We start from the raw sequence: 14,038 nt of genomic DNA, 5'->3' as shown, positions 1-14,038 counted from the left end.
GGCACGGCGGTTACGGGGTGGCGTCGGACGGTGTGGATGTTCCGGACGGGCTGTCAGATGCGCTGCCCGTCATCTGTGTTGTCACCGGTCGGCGTACGGCGCAAACGGCCCGGGTATCACCGGTTCGGGCAGGGGGATCTCGCCATCTGCCGTGTGGGTGCGAGGAGTTCGGGGATGATGCGCTGGTACGACGGCCCAATGGCCGCATTTGACACGGAGACCACGGGAGTCGATGTCGAGCGGGACCGCATCGTCTCGGCCGCGCTGGTGGTCCAGGACGGTGTGGACGGGCGGCCCCGGATCACGCGCTGGCTGGTCAATCCCGGGGTTCCGGTGCCGCCCGCGGCGACCGAGGTGCACGGTCTGACCGACGACCATGTGCAGCGCAACGGCCGCTGGCCCGCTCCGGTGATGGAGGAGATAGCGCGGGCACTGGCCGAGCAGTGCGCCGCGGCGCGCCCCCTGGTGGTGATGAACGCGCCGTTCGATCTGACGCTCCTCGACCGGGAGCTGCGGCGGCACCGCACGGCCTCCCTGTCGCGCTATCTGGAGAACGTGCCGCTGTGCGTGCTGGATCCGCGGGTGCTGGACAAACAACTGGACCGTTACCGCAAGGGCCGCCGCACGCTGTCGGATCTGTGCCTGCAGTACGAGGTGGAGCTGGACGGCGCGCATGACGCCGCGGCGGACGCGATGGCCGCGCTGGAGGTGACCCGGGCGGTGGGCCGACGGTTCGCCTCCCGGATGGAGCGGCTGTCGGCGGCGGAGCTGCACACGCTCCAGGCGGTCTGGCACGCCTCGCAGGCACGGGGGCTCCAGGCGTGGTTCGCGCGCAGCGGTACGCCGGAGGTGGTGGATCCGGCGTGGCCGCTGCGGCCCGAACTGCCCGCCGCGGCCTGACGCGTACCGCCGGTACGGACTCCGCGGGCACAGGGCCGTGACGGCTGCGCGGGGAGCGGGCCGCGGCAAGAAGAAGGCCGGTCCGTCGACGACGGACCGGCCTTTCCCGGTGGGCGATACTGGGTTCGAACCAGTGACCTCTTCGGTGTGAACGAAGCGCTCTCCCACTGAGCTAATCGCCCGGGAACGGACTGAACCATACAGGTTGGGACGGCCCGCCTTCAAATCTCCTTCCGCTCCTTCCCGTCCCGCAGACGGGCGTCGATACCGCGCAGCCCGGCGCGCATCATGGCCGCGTGGTTGGCGCGGAAGACGGGACGGCAGGGCAGGGCCAGTCGCCGCATGAGGGGTCTGCGGACCTCGACCTCCTGGTCGTAGACGGCCCGGGTGCCGAAGCCGCGGGCGCCGACGGTCCAGCGGGCCCAGCCCTCCAGGTCGCCCTCCATGCCGATTTCGAGGACGCGTGCCTCGGGGTCGCGCCGTACCGCGTGGGCGGTGACCCGCAGCTCGTACGGGAGGAAGGAGCGGAAGCGCACCGCCCCGCTGTCCTCGCCGTGGGCGATGACCGAGCGGACCTGCGGCCACCAGGAGGGGTAGTCCTCGGCGTCTGCGAGGACCTCGTAGACGGCGTCGGGACGGGCGGTCAGATCCCAGACGGTGTGGAAGCGGTAGCGGTACCAGTCCATGACCCAAGTCTGCGCGCCGCGGGGGCGAGGGGGCGGGTACTCACACGCGAACTGAGTATCCGCGCCCATGCCGGGGGGTGTGGCCGGCGCCACACTCCCGGCATGACGAATGTGCCGCCGCTGCCGCCCGCCGAGGAACTGGTGATCCTCGACCGCGAACTGGGCCGACTGGACGCGCGCCGCAGCCAGTTGCTGGCGCGCCGGGCCTGGCTGCTCTCCGTGCTGCATCCGCCCGCCGGGGTCTCCGTGGGCGCCGCGGCGCCCACGGCGCCGCCCGGGGCCCGGCGGCCCCCCGAGGCGTCTTCGCCGAGCGTGCAGAATGTGCTCCTCGTCCTCGGCGGGGTGCTGCTGGCGATTGCGGCGATCGCGTTCACGCTGGTCAGCTGGGGTGCCATGGGGATCAGCGGACGCAGTGCCGTCCTCGGCACGGTGACGGTGGCCGCGCTCGCGGCACCGGTCGCGCTGCTGCGGCGGCGGCTCTCCTCCACGGCTGAGGCGGTGGCGGCGCTCGGTCTGGTGCTGACGGTGCTGGACGCGTACGCGCTGCACCGGGTGGCGCTGCCCGGGACGGACGATGCCGCGTACGCGGCATGGGCCTCGGCGGTGCTGGCGGCGCTGTGGGCGGGCTACGGAACCCTGCTGGGCGGGCTGCGGCTTCCGCTGCCGGTGGCGATGACGGCGGCGCAGCTGCCACTGGTCCTGTGGGCGGCCACGGGAAGGGCCGACTCGATTCCGCTGGAGTGGGCGCTGCTGGCGACGGCGGCGTTCGACGTCGCGGTCGCGGTGCGGGCGGGGCACGCCGGTGTACGGACGATCGCCGCGGCGGGTGCCTCGGTGGCGGGCTCCGGAGCGCTGCTGCTCGGTCTGCTCCAGTCCGCGGTGGCGGAGGCGCCGTCCGGCACCCTGCGGCCTGCGGTGCTGCTCGTGGTGGCCGCCGGTGTGGCCCTGTTCGCGGCCTGGCGCGCGCCGTCGGCCGCCCCGGTCGCCTCGGTGGTGGCGGGCCTCTCGCTGGTCGCGGGGGTCGGCGGGGTGGTCCGTGAGGTGCTTCCGGGCGGCTGGGCGGGCCCGGCGTATCTGCTGTGCGCCCTCGCCCTTCTCCTGGCCGTCCGGTCCCCTTCCGTACGGAAGACGCTGCCGCGCCGGGTGCCGCGGGGTCTGGCTGTGGCGTCGGCCTCGGTCCAGGTCCTGGCGGCCGTGTGGGCGCTGCCGGCCCTCGTGCTCACCCTCGCGGGCCCGCTGACCGTCCTTCCGGAGATCTGGTCGGGACCGCCGCGCGGCGCCCGCGAGGCGCTGGGTCTCCCCGGTGGGCCACTGGCCCCGGCTCCTGTGGTGCTGCTGACGGTGGCGGCCGTCCTGGCGCTGTACGCGCGCCGGGCGGCGGACGGTGCTTCTCCGGCGTCGGCCGCGCGGGACGGCGCCCCGGCGGCGCCCGCGCCGGCCGCCGGCGTCTCGGGAGCCCCCGCGCCGGACAAGGACCGCCCTGTCTCCCCCGCGCCGGACTCCGGGGCTTCCGGGGCGGAGGTCCCGGGTGCCCCGGCGGCCGGCCGCGCGGAGCCTTCCGCTCCGGGAGGCGGGCCCGTGGGCGGCTGGGGCACCTGGGCCCCGCCCGTGAGCCGTCCCGCGCGCCTGTCGGCGGCGGCCGGGCGGAACGCCGCCGGTGCCGTGGCCTTCGGCCTCGGATGGGCCGCGCTGACCGTGCTCCCGATCGCCGCCGGGTTCGGCTACACCGCCTCCGTGGTGTTCCACCTGCTGCTCACCCTGGGGACCCTCGCGCTGATCACGCGCCCCGGGTGGGCAGCCCCGCACGCCCCGGCCGCGGCGGGTGCCGCCCTGGGCTGTGCGCTCACGGGGGCCGTGAGCCTCGGGCTCCTGTCGCTGGGGACGCGCCCGGCGACGTTCACCGTGCTCGCGACCCTGGTCGCGGCGCTGACAGCCGTGGCGGTCGTCTCCCGCGCCGGGAACGCGGTCCGGGGCGTCACCGCCTGCGCGGCCGTCGTCTTCGGGACCTGGCTGGTGATCGCCGTCTGCGGCGCGGCCGGGCTGGAGTCGCACCGGATGGGCCCGGTGCTGCTCGTCGTGCCCGCGGTGGTGGCCGTGGTCGCCGCCCGGCTGGGGCGGAGCCCGCTGGCGGTGCCGCTGGAGGGCACGGCGGCCGTCGTGGGCCTGTCGGCCGTTCCGTTCGCCGTCGAGCACCGGCCGACCCTCGCCCTCGTGCTCGCGCTGGGCGGGGTGATCGCGGCGGGTACGGCGATCCGTCCGGAGCGGCGCCCGGGGGCCGGGTACGCCGCGGCGGGCCTGTTCCTGGCGGCGACCTGGGTGCGGCTCGCCGCTTCGGGGGTGACGGCCCCGGAGGCGTACACGCTGCCGGTGACCGTGCTCGCCCTGGCCGTCGGCGTGCTGCGCCGCCGCCGCGACGCGGAGGTCCCGTCGTGGACGGCGTACGGCCCCGGTCTCGCCGCGACCCTCGTCCCGAGCCTCCACGCGGCCTGGGGCGACGCCCACTGGCTGCGCCCGCTGCTGCTGGGGCTGGCCGCGCTCGCGGTGACACTCGCCGGCGCCCGGCTGCGGCTCCAGGCGCTGCTGGTCCTCGGCGGCGCCGTGCTGGCACTCGACGCGCTGCACGAACTGGCGCCGTACGTGGTCCAGGTCGTGGGGGCGCTCCCCCGCTGGCTGCCGCCGGCGCTGGCCGGACTGCTGCTCCTGGGCGTGGGAGCGACCTACGAGCAGCGGCTGAGGGACGCGCGCAGGCTCCGCGAGAGCGTGGGCCGTATGCGCTGATGCCGTATGCGCTGTTCCGCCCGGCCGCACGGAACACCGGGGCACGGGAAAGGCGGGCCGATTCGCCTGATGAGCGAACCGGCCCGCCGGTTATTCCGTGGGCGATACTGGGATCGAACCAGTGACCTCTTCGGTGTGAACGAAGCGCTCTCCCGCTGAGCTAATCGCCCGGGAACGCATCGCGAACATTACCGCATGTCAGCGGGGGCTCCCGACCCGTTATCGGCTACTGCTCGATCTTCCAGGGCATGGTGAGACCGAACTTCCAGAGGTAGACCGCGGCCAGCACCGCGCAGATCACCACGCCCGTGGTGGTGAGGATGATGTTCCGCCGCCGTACCCGGGGGTCGAGTGCTCGCTGGGCCGCCTCGGTGACCTTGCGCTTGGTCCAGCGCAGCACGAGCTGCGCCCAGACGAACTCGGTCGCCCAGATCGCCATGCCGCCGAAGATCACGAACCAGCCGGGGCCCGGCAGCACCAGCATCGCGACACCCGCGCCGACCACCGCGAGACCGACGAGGAAGACCCCGACCTGCCAGCTCAGGTGCAGCGGCTTGGAGCGCTTGATGAAGTGGGGCGCCCGCGATCCGAGCGGCTTCTCCGGCGCCCCGGACGCGTCGTCCCCGCCGCCGTCGGCCGCCCGCCCTTCGGCGCCCGACCGCTGCTCCCCCGTCATGATGTCCCCTGCCGTCGCGTCCCCCGTCGTGGTCGCCCCCGGCGCGGGGGCGGAGGCCGTCGCCGCGAGGGCCTCCCCCCGCTCACTCTCCGCATTCATGGCGTCAAACCTACCGGATGGAAGCACGTCACCGGAATGGCGGTATAACACAAAGTAATGCACCGCCGTACGAGCGACATGAAGGATCACAAAACGGTCAGAGGGGTTTACAACGGCACCGTAGGTGGCATGTCGATTTCGCCGACGTGCGAATCCCCGAGCGCACACTGAGCGAAAGGCCCTGGCGCTTATGAACACCACGGTCAGCTGCGAGCTGCACCTGCGCCTCGTTGTATCGAGCGAGTCTTCACTGCCTGTACCCGCGGGCCTGCGGTATGACACGGCCGATCCCTATGCCGTGCACGCCACCTTCCACACCGGAGCCGAAGAGACGGTCGAGTGGGTCTTCGCCCGCGACCTTCTCGCCGAGGGGCTGCACCGGCCCACCGGCACGGGCGACGTCAGAGTCTGGCCGTCCCGCAGCCACGGCCAGGGCGTCGTCTGCATCGCGCTGAGCTCCCCGGAGGGCGAAGCCCTGCTCGAGGCCCCGGCGCGGGCCCTGGAGTCGTTCCTGAAGAGGACCGACGCGGCCGTGCCACCCGGCACCGAGCACCGTCACTTCGATCTCGACACGGAACTCTCGCACATCCTGGCCGAAAGCTGAGCCAGGCAGAGAGCTGCACGGCGCCGTCCGACTCGGGGAGACGGCGCCGCGCGGACAATCGCATACGGAGGACATCGGCGCCGTCACCGCCTATTCACGCGGTGACGGCGCCGATCCGTGTCACGGCGAGCCGCTAGAGTCAGCGCAATTCGGCGGGCACCGGCCCGCAGCGGTCCATGGAGTGCATCGTGCTGATCCCCCACGACACCAAATTCGCCCTCGACATGGTCGTCGACCTGGTGAACACGTCACCGGAGCACGATCGGGCCGACGGGCTGGCGGATGTCGCCGCGCTGAACGAATTCGTCGGCACGCACCGGATCAGCGACGTGGGCCGGCTGGGCACCCGGGATCTGCGGGCCGTCCAGGGTGTGCGCACCCGCTTCTCGGAGATCTTCGCGGCGACCGAGACCAGGGTCGCGGCGGAGTTGCTGAACGAGCTGGTGGCCTCGGCGGGCACCACCCCTCAGCTGACCGACCACGACGGCTACGACTGGCATGTGCACTACTTCGCGCCGGGCGCCTCGGTGGGCGACCATCTCGCGGCCGACGGCGGGATGGCACTCGCCTTCATCGTCGTCGCGGGCGAGCAGGAGCGGCTGCGGCGCTGTGAGGCGCCGGGCTGCGGCCGGGCCTTCGTCGATCTCTCGCGCAACCGCTCCCGCCGCTACTGCGACAGCCGTACGTGCGGCAACCGGCTCCATGTGGCGGCGTACCGCGCACGCCGCAAGGAGGCGGCGGGCTGAGTCCGGCCGGGGCGCACGGCCGGACGCGTCCGGGCCGTCCCGCGCCGCACGCCACCACGGGGACGGCACCCCTGACCGCGGGGACAGCGCCCGTCACAACAGGAACAGATCGTGGACGGCGGCCATCAGCAGCAGCATGCCGATCACCGTCAGGAAGATCATCAAAGGCGGCTGGGAGAGCGCGAAGAGGCACCCTCGCGGCTCCTTCGTCGGTGCAGGGGTCTCGCCCCGGGAGGTATCGAGCATCTCGGGAGTGATCATGGCGCAGAGCGGGCCCCGATGATCGTCCAACACACGTGGCGGCAGCGGGAGTTCCCGTCATCACGGCCCCGTCTCACCTGCTGAGAAGGTCAAATGCCGTGCTTCTTGAGGATCGCCTCGATGTCGCTGAAGTCGTCGCCCGCGCCGCTGCCGGACGCCTTGGGGCGCTCGGCGGGCCGGGCCGCCGCCCGGCCGCTCCCGCCGAGCGAGGGCGCGGAGGCCGCGGGGGCCACGGCGTCGCGCTGTGCCGTCTTTGCCGCCTTGCGGTCCTTGCGGCTGGTGATGCCCGAGCGCCGCTCGACGGCGCGGGTGGTCATGAACAGCAGCCACGAGCCGCCCAGCAGCCCGAAGCCGACCCACGCGGTCGGGCTGAACGCGGTGTCGACGGCCCATTCGACGGCGCCGGTGAGGACCAGGCCGATCGGGACCAGCGAGTAGGCGGCGATCCGGGTGGCGGCGAGGAATCGCCGGCGGTACGCCGTGATCGCGGCGATGCCCAGGCCCGCCGCGGACACCGCGGAGCAAATGGTCTCGGCAATCATCCGGTCCTCCAGGCTTCGGCGGGCATGAGCGCTTACGTCCCTTCCATCCTGCACCGGAGGAGGGGGTGGGGGCCACGGTGGTGTACGGCCTCCCGGAGATCTCCGGGAGATCTCGGGGGCGCCCTCATCCCCAGGTCCCGGTCGGCGACGGCCCTCGTGATCCGTCCCGGCCGCCCCCGCGCGGCCGGAGGCTGGGAGACTGGCCCCATGAGCGACTCCACCCCTGCCCGGCCCGCCGCCCCCGTCGTCCTGGACGTCTGGTGCGACCTCCAGTGCCCCGACTGCCACACCGCCCTCGGTGATCTGCGGGCCCTGCGCGAGCACTACGGCGACCGCCTGGAGATCCGGCTGCGGCACTTCCCCCTGGACAAGCACAAGTACGCCTTCGCCGCGGCCCAGGCCGTGGAGGAGGCCGCCGAGCAGGGCCGGGGCCGGCCGTACACGGAGGCCGTCCTCGGGCGGGTCGGGGAGCTCAACCGCGGCGGCGAGAAGGTCCTGCTGGCGGTGGCGAGTGAACTGGGCCTGGACGCCGACGAGTTCGAGACCGCCCTGATCGACGGCCGGCACATCCTGGCCGTCGACGCGGATCACGCCGAGGGCAAGGCGATCGGCGTCACCGGCACCCCGACGTATGTGATCGGCGGTGAGCGCCTCGACGGCGGCAGGAGCCAGGAGGGCCTGCGGGCCCGTATCGAGGAGATCGCCGACCGGCTGCTGGCGGAGTAGAGCCGGTCCCGCGGACTCCACCGGTCTCGTGTGCCCGCCGGGGTCGCGTGCCCGGCCCCGGACCGTACGGCTCCGGAAAGGCGGGCCTCTCAAAGCAGTCGCTTGACCAGGTGGATGTCCGCCGTCCGGTAGCCGAGCGACTCGTAGAACCCGAGGGCCCGGGTGTCGCCCGCGACGACGTGCAGCCCGATGAGCCGTGCCCCGGACTCCCGGGCACGGCTCTCGGCCCGGTGCATCAGGGCGCGGCCGTGGCCCCGGCCGCGGTGCCCCTCGGCGACCTCGATGTCGTACACGTACGCGCCCCGCTCGCCGGGACGGACCTCGTTCGGGCCGACGAGGAGCCGGCCGACGGCCTCGCCCCGGTGGACGAGGACCTCCGGCCGGCCGCCGGGCGGGTCGACGAGGGCGCGGTGGTGGGCCTCGGAGCGGGCCCGCGCCTCTACGTCCGGGAGCCCGCGCTCGGTCCAGCCGCGCGCGTACGCCTCCACGGCCGTCGGCCACCACTCCCGGAACTCCGGTTCGGTCATCGGACGGATCCCGGTGTCCGGCGGCGGCGCGGGCGGCTCCGTGTCGAGGACCTTGAGCAGATCGCGCCCGCGTTCGGTGTATCCGAGGACGGTGGCGAGCCGGACGGCCTCGGCGGCGTCGGCCGGTACGGACACCTCCACCCGTCCGCAGCCCCAGCCGCGCAGCACCTCCTCCGCGGCGAGCGCGGCGACGGTCCCCCTGCCCCGCCGCCGGTCGGCCGGGTCGATCCACAGCGATCGCACGGTGCCGGTCCCCGCGCCGCAGGCGGGCAGGGTGGCGATCTCGATCCCGCCGACGGGACGGCTGTTGACGCAGACCTCGTAGGAGCGGGTCCGCGCGCCGTCCGTCCCGGGCTGAAGCGGCCCCGTCGGCCGCAGGGTGGTGGTCATCAGAGGTGTTCTACCCACTCGCGGGGGCTCGCGTCACCCGCTTGTGCCGCCCTCCTGCCGTCCGTTCCCACGACGGGACCCGGTCACCTGGTACCAGGTCACGGCCTCCCGCGGGACCCGGCACGGGTTGTCCTCCGCGGTTGGTCCTACCGGAACGACGGGTCGGGGTCGGCCGCGGCGCGCTCCTCGAAGACGCGCATCGCCTTGGCGGTCACCGGCCCCGGCACACCCGTGAGCACACGCCCGTCGACCCGGTGCACGGCCTGCACATCGCGGAGGCTGGAGGTCAGGAAGACCTCGTCGGCCCGCTCCAGCACGTCGAACGGCAGCTCCGTCTCCCGGGCCCCGGTCCACCCGACCGTGAGGGCGCGGGTGATGCCCGCGAGGCAGCCGGAGGAGACGGGCGGGGTGTGCAGCTCGCCGTCGAGGACGACGAAGACGTTGGAGCCCGTGCCCTCGCAGAGCTGTCCCACGGTGTTGGCGAAGAGCGCCTCGGACGCGCCCCGGGCGGTGGCACCGGCGAGCGCGACGACGTTCTCCGCGTACGAGGTCGTCTTCAGGCCGGTCAGGACTCCGCGCTCGTTGCGGGTCCAGGGCACGGTGATCACGGCGGTGGTGTCGGGGCGCGGGTCGGTGGGGCCGAGCGCGACGACCAGGGTCGGGCCGTGGGTGCCGCGGTCCGAGCCGAGCGGGGAGAGCCCTCCGGTGTACGTGATCCGCAGCCGTCCCCGTTCCATGGGGTTGGCCTCCAGCACGGCGGCACAGGCACGGCGGACCTCGTCGTGGTCGGGGTCGGGCAGACCGAGACCGCGGGCGGAACGCGTGAGGCGTTCGAGGTGGAGTGTGAGGGCGAATGCCTGTCCGTGCACGGCCTTGAGCGTCTCGAAGACGCCGTCGCCGACCGTGAGGCCGTGGTCGAACACCGACACCCGGGCGTCGTCGGCGTCCCGGAGTCCTCCGTTGACCCAGAGCTTCATCTGGCTGGTCCTTCCGCGCTGATCGCTCGGTACGCCGTGGCACGGGCCCGTTCCCCGCGCCCCGGGTGTGTTCCACCGTCCCCGCCCGACGCTATCGCGAGGAGCCTGGACGCCTTGAGTTCGGTCTCGTCCCACTCACGGCCGGGGTCGGAGCCCCACGTGATCCCGGCGCCGGTGCCGAAGCGCAGGACCGGGCCTGCGGGCTCCGTCCGGTCGATCCAGAAGGTCCGTATCCCGACGGCCAGCTCACCGGTGCGGCGGTCGGCGTCGACCCAGCCGATGCCTCCGCAGTACGGTCCGCGCGGCGCCGTCTCCAGCGCCTCGATGATCTTCAGGGCACTGGACTTGGGCGCTCCGGTGACCGAGCCGGGCGGGAAGGTGGCGTCGAGGAGGTGCCGCCAGCCCTGCTCCGGCCCGAGTTCCCCGCGGACGGTCGAGACCAGGTGCACCAGTCCGGGGTGGGCCTCGACCGCGCACAGCTCCGGGACGGTGACCGTGCCGGCGGCGCAGACGCGTCCCAGGTCGTTGCGGACGAGGTCCACGATCATGACGTTCTCGGCGTGGTCCTTCTCCAGCAGATCGGCCGCGGTGCGGCCGGTCCCCTTGATCGGCCCGGACTCGACGACCGCGCCGGTACGGCGCAGATACAGCTCGGGCGACGCGGTGGCGATCTCCACGCCCCGGCCCGGCAGGCGGATCGTTCCGGCGTACGGGGCGGGGTTGCCGCGCGCGAGCAGGGAGGTGAGCGCGTCGACATCGGCGGAGTCCGGGTCGGGCAGCGGTGCGGTCAGCACCCGGCAGAGGTTGGCCTGGTAGACCTCGCCCGCCGCGATGTGCTCCCGGATCCGGCGTACACCCGCGACGTAGCCGTCCCGGTCCAGCGAGGACCTCCACCGGCCCGCGTCCGGTCCGCGCCACCGGCCCGGTACGGGCGCGGGCACCGGCTCCGTACGCACATCGCCGAAGCGCGCACAGGTCAGACCGCCCTCGAAGTCGGCGGCGACGGCCCAGAAGCCCGTGGAGTCGAGGGCCTCGGGATCACTGGTGACATCCCTGAGGTCGGTGGCGATCAGTCGGCCGAAGCGGGCCAGCGGAGCGAGGCGGTGCACGTCTGCGAGTCTATGACCGGCGGGGATGGGAGGACGATGGGGACCGGCCGGACGGCGGAGGCGCCGGTCAGGGGCTCACCGGGGTGTCCGGCGGGCCACTGCGGCGCGAACACAACCCAGCACGCTGCGGAAACGTGTTTTTGTGCTGGCCCGGTAATCCGCTAGAGTTCAACACGTCGCCGGGACGCTCACGCGGTCCGGAAACGACAAGCGGACGTGGCTCAGTTGGTAGAGCATCACCTTGCCAAGGTGAGGGTCGCGAGTTCGAATCTCGTCGTCCGCTCGAAGTGGGGGATCCTTCCCGAACCCCCGCACTCCGGGTGGAGTGGCCGAGAGGCGAGGCAACGGCCTGCAAAGCCGTCTACACGGGTTCAAATCCCGTCTCCACCTCCAAGGACGATTAGCTCAGCGGGAGAGCGCTTCCCTGACACGGAAGAGGTCACTGGTTCAATCCCAGTATCGTCCACTGGATCCGCGAGGATCCGCCCCCGGCCGCCGGCAGGGGAACCCGGCGCGATTAGCTCAGCGGGAGAGCGCTTCCCTGACACGGAAGAGGTCACTGGTTCAATCCCAGTATCGCGCACGCGTGTGCACCATCCGCAGGACACGGGTCCGCCCGTGGTACTGATCCCGCGCGATTAGCTCAGCGGGAGAGCGCTTCCCTGACACGGAAGAGGTCACTGGTTCAATCCCAGTATCGCGCACCATCGGGAAGCCCCGGCCGTCAAGGCGGCCGGGGCTTTCTGCCGTCCGGATGTCCCGCGTGCCGACGGGGTGGGTCCGGTTCGGGGCCCGCGCGATTCCGGGGCGGCCGGGTCGAGAGGCTGTCCGGGTCGGGGGCCGCGCGGGCGGAATCCTGACAGTCGGATTCCGCCCGGCGGGACGTGCGGTCAGGAGGAGAAGAGCATCCGGCCGAAGCCCTTCTGCCGGTAGTGGCCTCCGTGGTGTCCGCCGTGGTGCTGCGCTCCCCATGCGGGGGCGTGAGCGGCCGGGTACGCCTGGGGGGCGGGCGGGGCGGGCGGGGCCTGCTGGGTCCACTGCGACTCAAGACGGGTCAGGGCCTCCAGCTCGCCGTAGTCGAGGAAGATCCCCCGGCAGCCGCTGCACTGTTCGATCTGGACACCGTTGCGGTTGTACGTGTGCATCGCTGCGTGGCACTTCGGACACTGCATCGTGGGTTCAGCTCCTCGCCGTTCGTCGTTGCCGCCGGGGGGCTCACCCGGCGGACCACAGCAGCCTACGACGGAGGCGGGGACTCCAACTCGGGCGGGAGCCCGGCAATTCGGGCACATGTGTCGAGTACCGCCTGCTCCACCTCGTCCGGTTCGCGATGCTGCGCGGCGGCCTTGGCGAGGGACAGGGCGGCGGTCTGGATCGTCAGGGCCCGCGCGGGAACGTCCAGTTGGGGCCACGGGTCGCCAGGGGCCGCCGAGGGGTCCCCGAGAGCGCGGCCGTTCGCGGCGCGGTAGGCGCCGAGGAACCGGTCCCAGATCTCCGGGGGCAGCAGACCGGCCGCGTACCAGGCGGCCGGACGGGCCAGATCCCACGCCGGGTCGCCGAGTCCGAGGTCGTCGACGTCGATCAGGAGCCAGGGGCCGGCCGGGTCCGGGTGGCGTACGAGCTGGCCCAGGTGCAGATCGCCGTGACAGAGGGCGGCGGCCCCGGGTGAGGGGGCCTCGTCCCGGGCCCACGCGGGGAGGCGGGCCCAGGCCCGCTCGACGGCGGACGCCGCCGGACGGGATCCGGCCAGGGCCCTCATCCGGGCGACGGCACGGGCGGCCTTGGCGGGGCCGCGCATGGGCGGAATCGGGCCCGGCAGGCTGTCCGGCTCGATGGAGTGCAGCCGCGCGAGCAGTGTCGCGGCCTCCTCCCAGGGGGCGGCGTCCGGGTCGCCCGGGTCCACGGGCCTGCCGTACGGCCAGGCGGTGACGGGCCGGCCGGGTGCGTCCGGCACCGGCGCGGCCAGCGGTGCGAGCAGGATTCCGGCGAGGCGGGGGTGGCGGGCGACGGCGAGGCGCGCGCGGTGGCCGTCGTGGTCCGTCGCGGCGTCGTGCGCCTTGGCGACGGCGGATCCATGGCGTACGACGATCCCGTCGTCCTCCGCCGCGAGGACGACGGCGTCCCGGCCGCAGCCGTCGCAGGGGGCACCCGGCGGGCGGTGGTGGTGGGCGGCCCGGCGCGCGACATCGGCGAGCAGGTCTATGACGGTTGCGGTCATGGGTCTCCCGTGGCGGGACGGCTGGCGGGCCCATTGTGCCTCCGGCTCGGAGCGGGGCTCCCGGTGAACGCTCCCCGCACCGTGACCGCACACCGACCCGGCCTCCGTCCTCAAACGCCGGACGGGCTGCATAGGGCCATCCGGCCGCGTGAGGTCGGGCCACCGAGCCCGGCGCGGGCCTGTGATCGGGCCCCCGCCCAGGCCTCGGAGTGGGCCTCCCGGTGAACGCCCCCCGCACCGTGACCGCACACCAACCCGGCCCCCGTCCTCAAACGCCGGACGGGTTGCATGAGGCCATCCGGCCCCCAGGGGCGGGCCCGCAATCAGGTGGCGGGGAAGGGCGGGTGCGGACGCGCAAAGGCCGGTCAGCTCCCCAGCTGACCGGCCGTTGCTGCCGTCCGCCGCACCCCCGTCCCCACGGGGTTATGGCCGGATGTCCCCGACCCGGACCGCTCTTCCGGGCCCGGGGCGCCGCTCAGCGCCCCAGCATCACGCCCACGGACGACGCCTGTGTCACTACTGCGTCCCAGCCTCCGAAGACGAAGAGCAGCAGTGCCGCCAGAGGAAGAACCATCGCCGTCGCCACCAGCGGGTGGCGACGGCCGGACCGGCGGCCGCCGAACGCGGCGGAAGCCCTGCGTCCCTGCGTGCGGATCATGGTCCGCGTTGCCGTGTCCGCCATGGTTCCTCTCCTGTTCGTAGACAGCGGCGGGTGTCTGACCTCGGGGGACGAGTGCTGCACCCGCCGCTTGACCACAACTTTAGATTTCAGGGGGCAGCCGGACGTCATGCCCGCGTA

Annotated in this window: 15 protein-coding genes and 7 tRNA genes; 10 read left to right on the top strand and 12 right to left on the bottom strand. The window is 73.4% G+C overall.

Annotation, left to right across the window (positions count from 1 at the left end; genetic code table 11):
• The first annotated feature begins 174 nt into the window (after positions 1-174).
• Positions 175-900: a 3'-5' exonuclease gene (locus tag ACFYT4_RS20215; protein ID WP_389270393.1), complete on the top strand. Its 726-nt coding sequence runs from the start codon at positions 175-177 to the stop codon at positions 898-900.
• Positions 901-1,010: 110 nt separating this feature from the next.
• On the opposite strand, the gene ACFYT4_RS20210 is transcribed toward ACFYT4_RS20215, so the two are convergent.
• Positions 1,011-1,082, bottom strand: a tRNA-Val gene (locus ACFYT4_RS20210).
• Between the two features lie 39 nt (positions 1,083-1,121).
• Positions 1,122-1,586 (bottom strand): SRPBCC family protein, encoded by a 465-nt coding sequence (locus tag ACFYT4_RS20205; RefSeq protein WP_389270390.1) that lies wholly within the window; start codon positions 1,584-1,586, stop codon positions 1,122-1,124.
• 102 nt (positions 1,587-1,688) lie between these two features.
• Here ACFYT4_RS20205 and ACFYT4_RS20200 point away from each other — a divergent pair, with 102 nt between their 5' ends.
• Positions 1,689-4,364 (top strand): SCO7613 C-terminal domain-containing membrane protein, encoded by a 2,676-nt coding sequence (locus ACFYT4_RS20200; RefSeq protein ID WP_389270387.1) that lies wholly within the window; start codon positions 1,689-1,691, stop codon positions 4,362-4,364.
• A 98-nt stretch (positions 4,365-4,462) separates the two neighbouring features.
• Here ACFYT4_RS20200 and ACFYT4_RS20195 read toward each other — a convergent pair.
• Together ACFYT4_RS20195 and ACFYT4_RS20190 are read right to left on the bottom strand one after the other, a co-directional pair.
• Positions 4,463-4,534: transfer RNA gene (locus ACFYT4_RS20195), tRNA-Val, on the bottom strand.
• A 56-nt stretch (positions 4,535-4,590) separates the two neighbouring features.
• Positions 4,591-5,040: a TIGR02611 family protein gene (locus ACFYT4_RS20190; RefSeq protein WP_389270513.1), complete on the bottom strand. Its 450-nt coding sequence runs from the start codon at positions 5,038-5,040 to the stop codon at positions 4,591-4,593.
• 289 nt (positions 5,041-5,329) lie between these two features.
• Between ACFYT4_RS20190 and ACFYT4_RS20185 the strand changes: the two genes are divergently transcribed.
• Both ACFYT4_RS20185 and ACFYT4_RS20180 read left to right on the top strand, forming a co-directional pair.
• Positions 5,330-5,743 (top strand): SsgA family sporulation/cell division regulator, encoded by a 414-nt coding sequence (locus ACFYT4_RS20185; protein ID WP_003959770.1) that lies wholly within the window; start codon positions 5,330-5,332, stop codon positions 5,741-5,743.
• A gap of 188 nt (positions 5,744-5,931) precedes the next feature.
• A complete protein-coding gene (locus ACFYT4_RS20180; RefSeq protein WP_389270384.1) occupies positions 5,932-6,489 on the top strand; it encodes a CGNR zinc finger domain-containing protein in 558 nt (185 codons plus the stop codon).
• A 93-nt stretch (positions 6,490-6,582) separates the two neighbouring features.
• On the opposite strand, the gene ACFYT4_RS20175 is transcribed toward ACFYT4_RS20180, so the two are convergent.
• Both ACFYT4_RS20175 and ACFYT4_RS20170 read right to left on the bottom strand, forming a co-directional pair.
• Positions 6,583-6,750 (bottom strand): hypothetical protein, encoded by a 168-nt coding sequence (locus ACFYT4_RS20175; protein WP_389270524.1) that lies wholly within the window; start codon positions 6,748-6,750, stop codon positions 6,583-6,585.
• Positions 6,751-6,839: 89 nt separating this feature from the next.
• Complete coding sequence (locus tag ACFYT4_RS20170) at positions 6,840-7,292, bottom strand: hypothetical protein (RefSeq protein ID WP_389270381.1); 453 nt, start codon at positions 7,290-7,292, stop codon at positions 6,840-6,842.
• A 207-nt stretch (positions 7,293-7,499) separates the two neighbouring features.
• Here ACFYT4_RS20170 and ACFYT4_RS20165 point away from each other — a divergent pair, with 207 nt between their 5' ends.
• A complete protein-coding gene (locus tag ACFYT4_RS20165) occupies positions 7,500-8,018 on the top strand; it encodes a DsbA family protein (RefSeq protein WP_389270378.1) in 519 nt (172 codons plus the stop codon).
• Positions 8,019-8,107: 89 nt separating this feature from the next.
• Here the strand turns inward: ACFYT4_RS20165 and ACFYT4_RS20160 are convergent, their stop codons facing one another.
• From ACFYT4_RS20160 to ACFYT4_RS20150, 3 genes are all read right to left on the bottom strand, one after another.
• Positions 8,108-8,935 (bottom strand): GNAT family N-acetyltransferase, encoded by an 828-nt coding sequence (locus tag ACFYT4_RS20160; RefSeq protein ID WP_389270375.1) that lies wholly within the window; start codon positions 8,933-8,935, stop codon positions 8,108-8,110.
• Positions 8,936-9,081: 146 nt separating this feature from the next.
• The gene (locus ACFYT4_RS20155) at positions 9,082-9,912 is read right to left on the bottom strand and encodes an aminotransferase class IV (RefSeq protein ID WP_389270372.1); all 831 of its coding nucleotides are present in this window, start codon (positions 9,910-9,912) and stop codon (positions 9,082-9,084) included.
• Positions 9,909-11,021, bottom strand: coding sequence for a chorismate-binding protein (locus ACFYT4_RS20150; RefSeq protein WP_389270369.1), 1,113 nt, complete (start codon positions 11,019-11,021; stop codon positions 9,909-9,911). The genes ACFYT4_RS20155 and ACFYT4_RS20150 overlap by 4 nt, the downstream gene beginning before the upstream one ends.
• A gap of 210 nt (positions 11,022-11,231) precedes the next feature.
• Here ACFYT4_RS20150 and ACFYT4_RS20145 point away from each other — a divergent pair.
• From ACFYT4_RS20145 to ACFYT4_RS20125, 5 genes are all read left to right on the top strand, one after another.
• Positions 11,232-11,304: transfer RNA gene (locus tag ACFYT4_RS20145), tRNA-Gly, on the top strand.
• A 36-nt stretch (positions 11,305-11,340) separates the two neighbouring features.
• Positions 11,341-11,414, top strand: a tRNA-Cys gene (locus tag ACFYT4_RS20140).
• A 1-nt stretch (position 11,415) separates the two neighbouring features.
• A tRNA-Val gene (locus tag ACFYT4_RS20135) sits at positions 11,416-11,487 on the top strand.
• 45 nt (positions 11,488-11,532) lie between these two features.
• Positions 11,533-11,604, top strand: a tRNA-Val gene (locus tag ACFYT4_RS20130).
• A 49-nt stretch (positions 11,605-11,653) separates the two neighbouring features.
• Positions 11,654-11,728, top strand: a tRNA-Val gene (locus ACFYT4_RS20125).
• 183 nt (positions 11,729-11,911) lie between these two features.
• Here ACFYT4_RS20125 and ACFYT4_RS20120 read toward each other — a convergent pair.
• The 3 genes from ACFYT4_RS20120 to ACFYT4_RS20110 all read right to left on the bottom strand — a co-directional run bounded on the left by ACFYT4_RS20120 (position 11,912) and on the right by ACFYT4_RS20110 (position 13,921).
• Positions 11,912-12,193, bottom strand: coding sequence for a zf-TFIIB domain-containing protein (locus ACFYT4_RS20120; RefSeq protein ID WP_389270366.1), 282 nt, complete (start codon positions 12,191-12,193; stop codon positions 11,912-11,914).
• Between the two features lie 65 nt (positions 12,194-12,258).
• Positions 12,259-13,239 (bottom strand): phosphotransferase family protein, encoded by a 981-nt coding sequence (locus tag ACFYT4_RS20115; protein ID WP_389270363.1) that lies wholly within the window; start codon positions 13,237-13,239, stop codon positions 12,259-12,261.
• 475 nt (positions 13,240-13,714) lie between these two features.
• Positions 13,715-13,921 (bottom strand): hypothetical protein, encoded by a 207-nt coding sequence (locus ACFYT4_RS20110; protein ID WP_389270360.1) that lies wholly within the window; start codon positions 13,919-13,921, stop codon positions 13,715-13,717.
• Positions 13,922-14,038: the final 117 nt, after the last annotated feature.

Origin of the sequence: Streptomyces sp. NPDC004609 (assembly GCF_042873655.1) — a bacterium.
Classification (GTDB): Bacteria; Actinomycetota; Actinomycetes; order Streptomycetales; family Streptomycetaceae; genus Streptomyces.
Note: the sequence above shows the minus strand (reverse complement) of the source record. Positions and strands in the feature narration are given on the sequence as shown.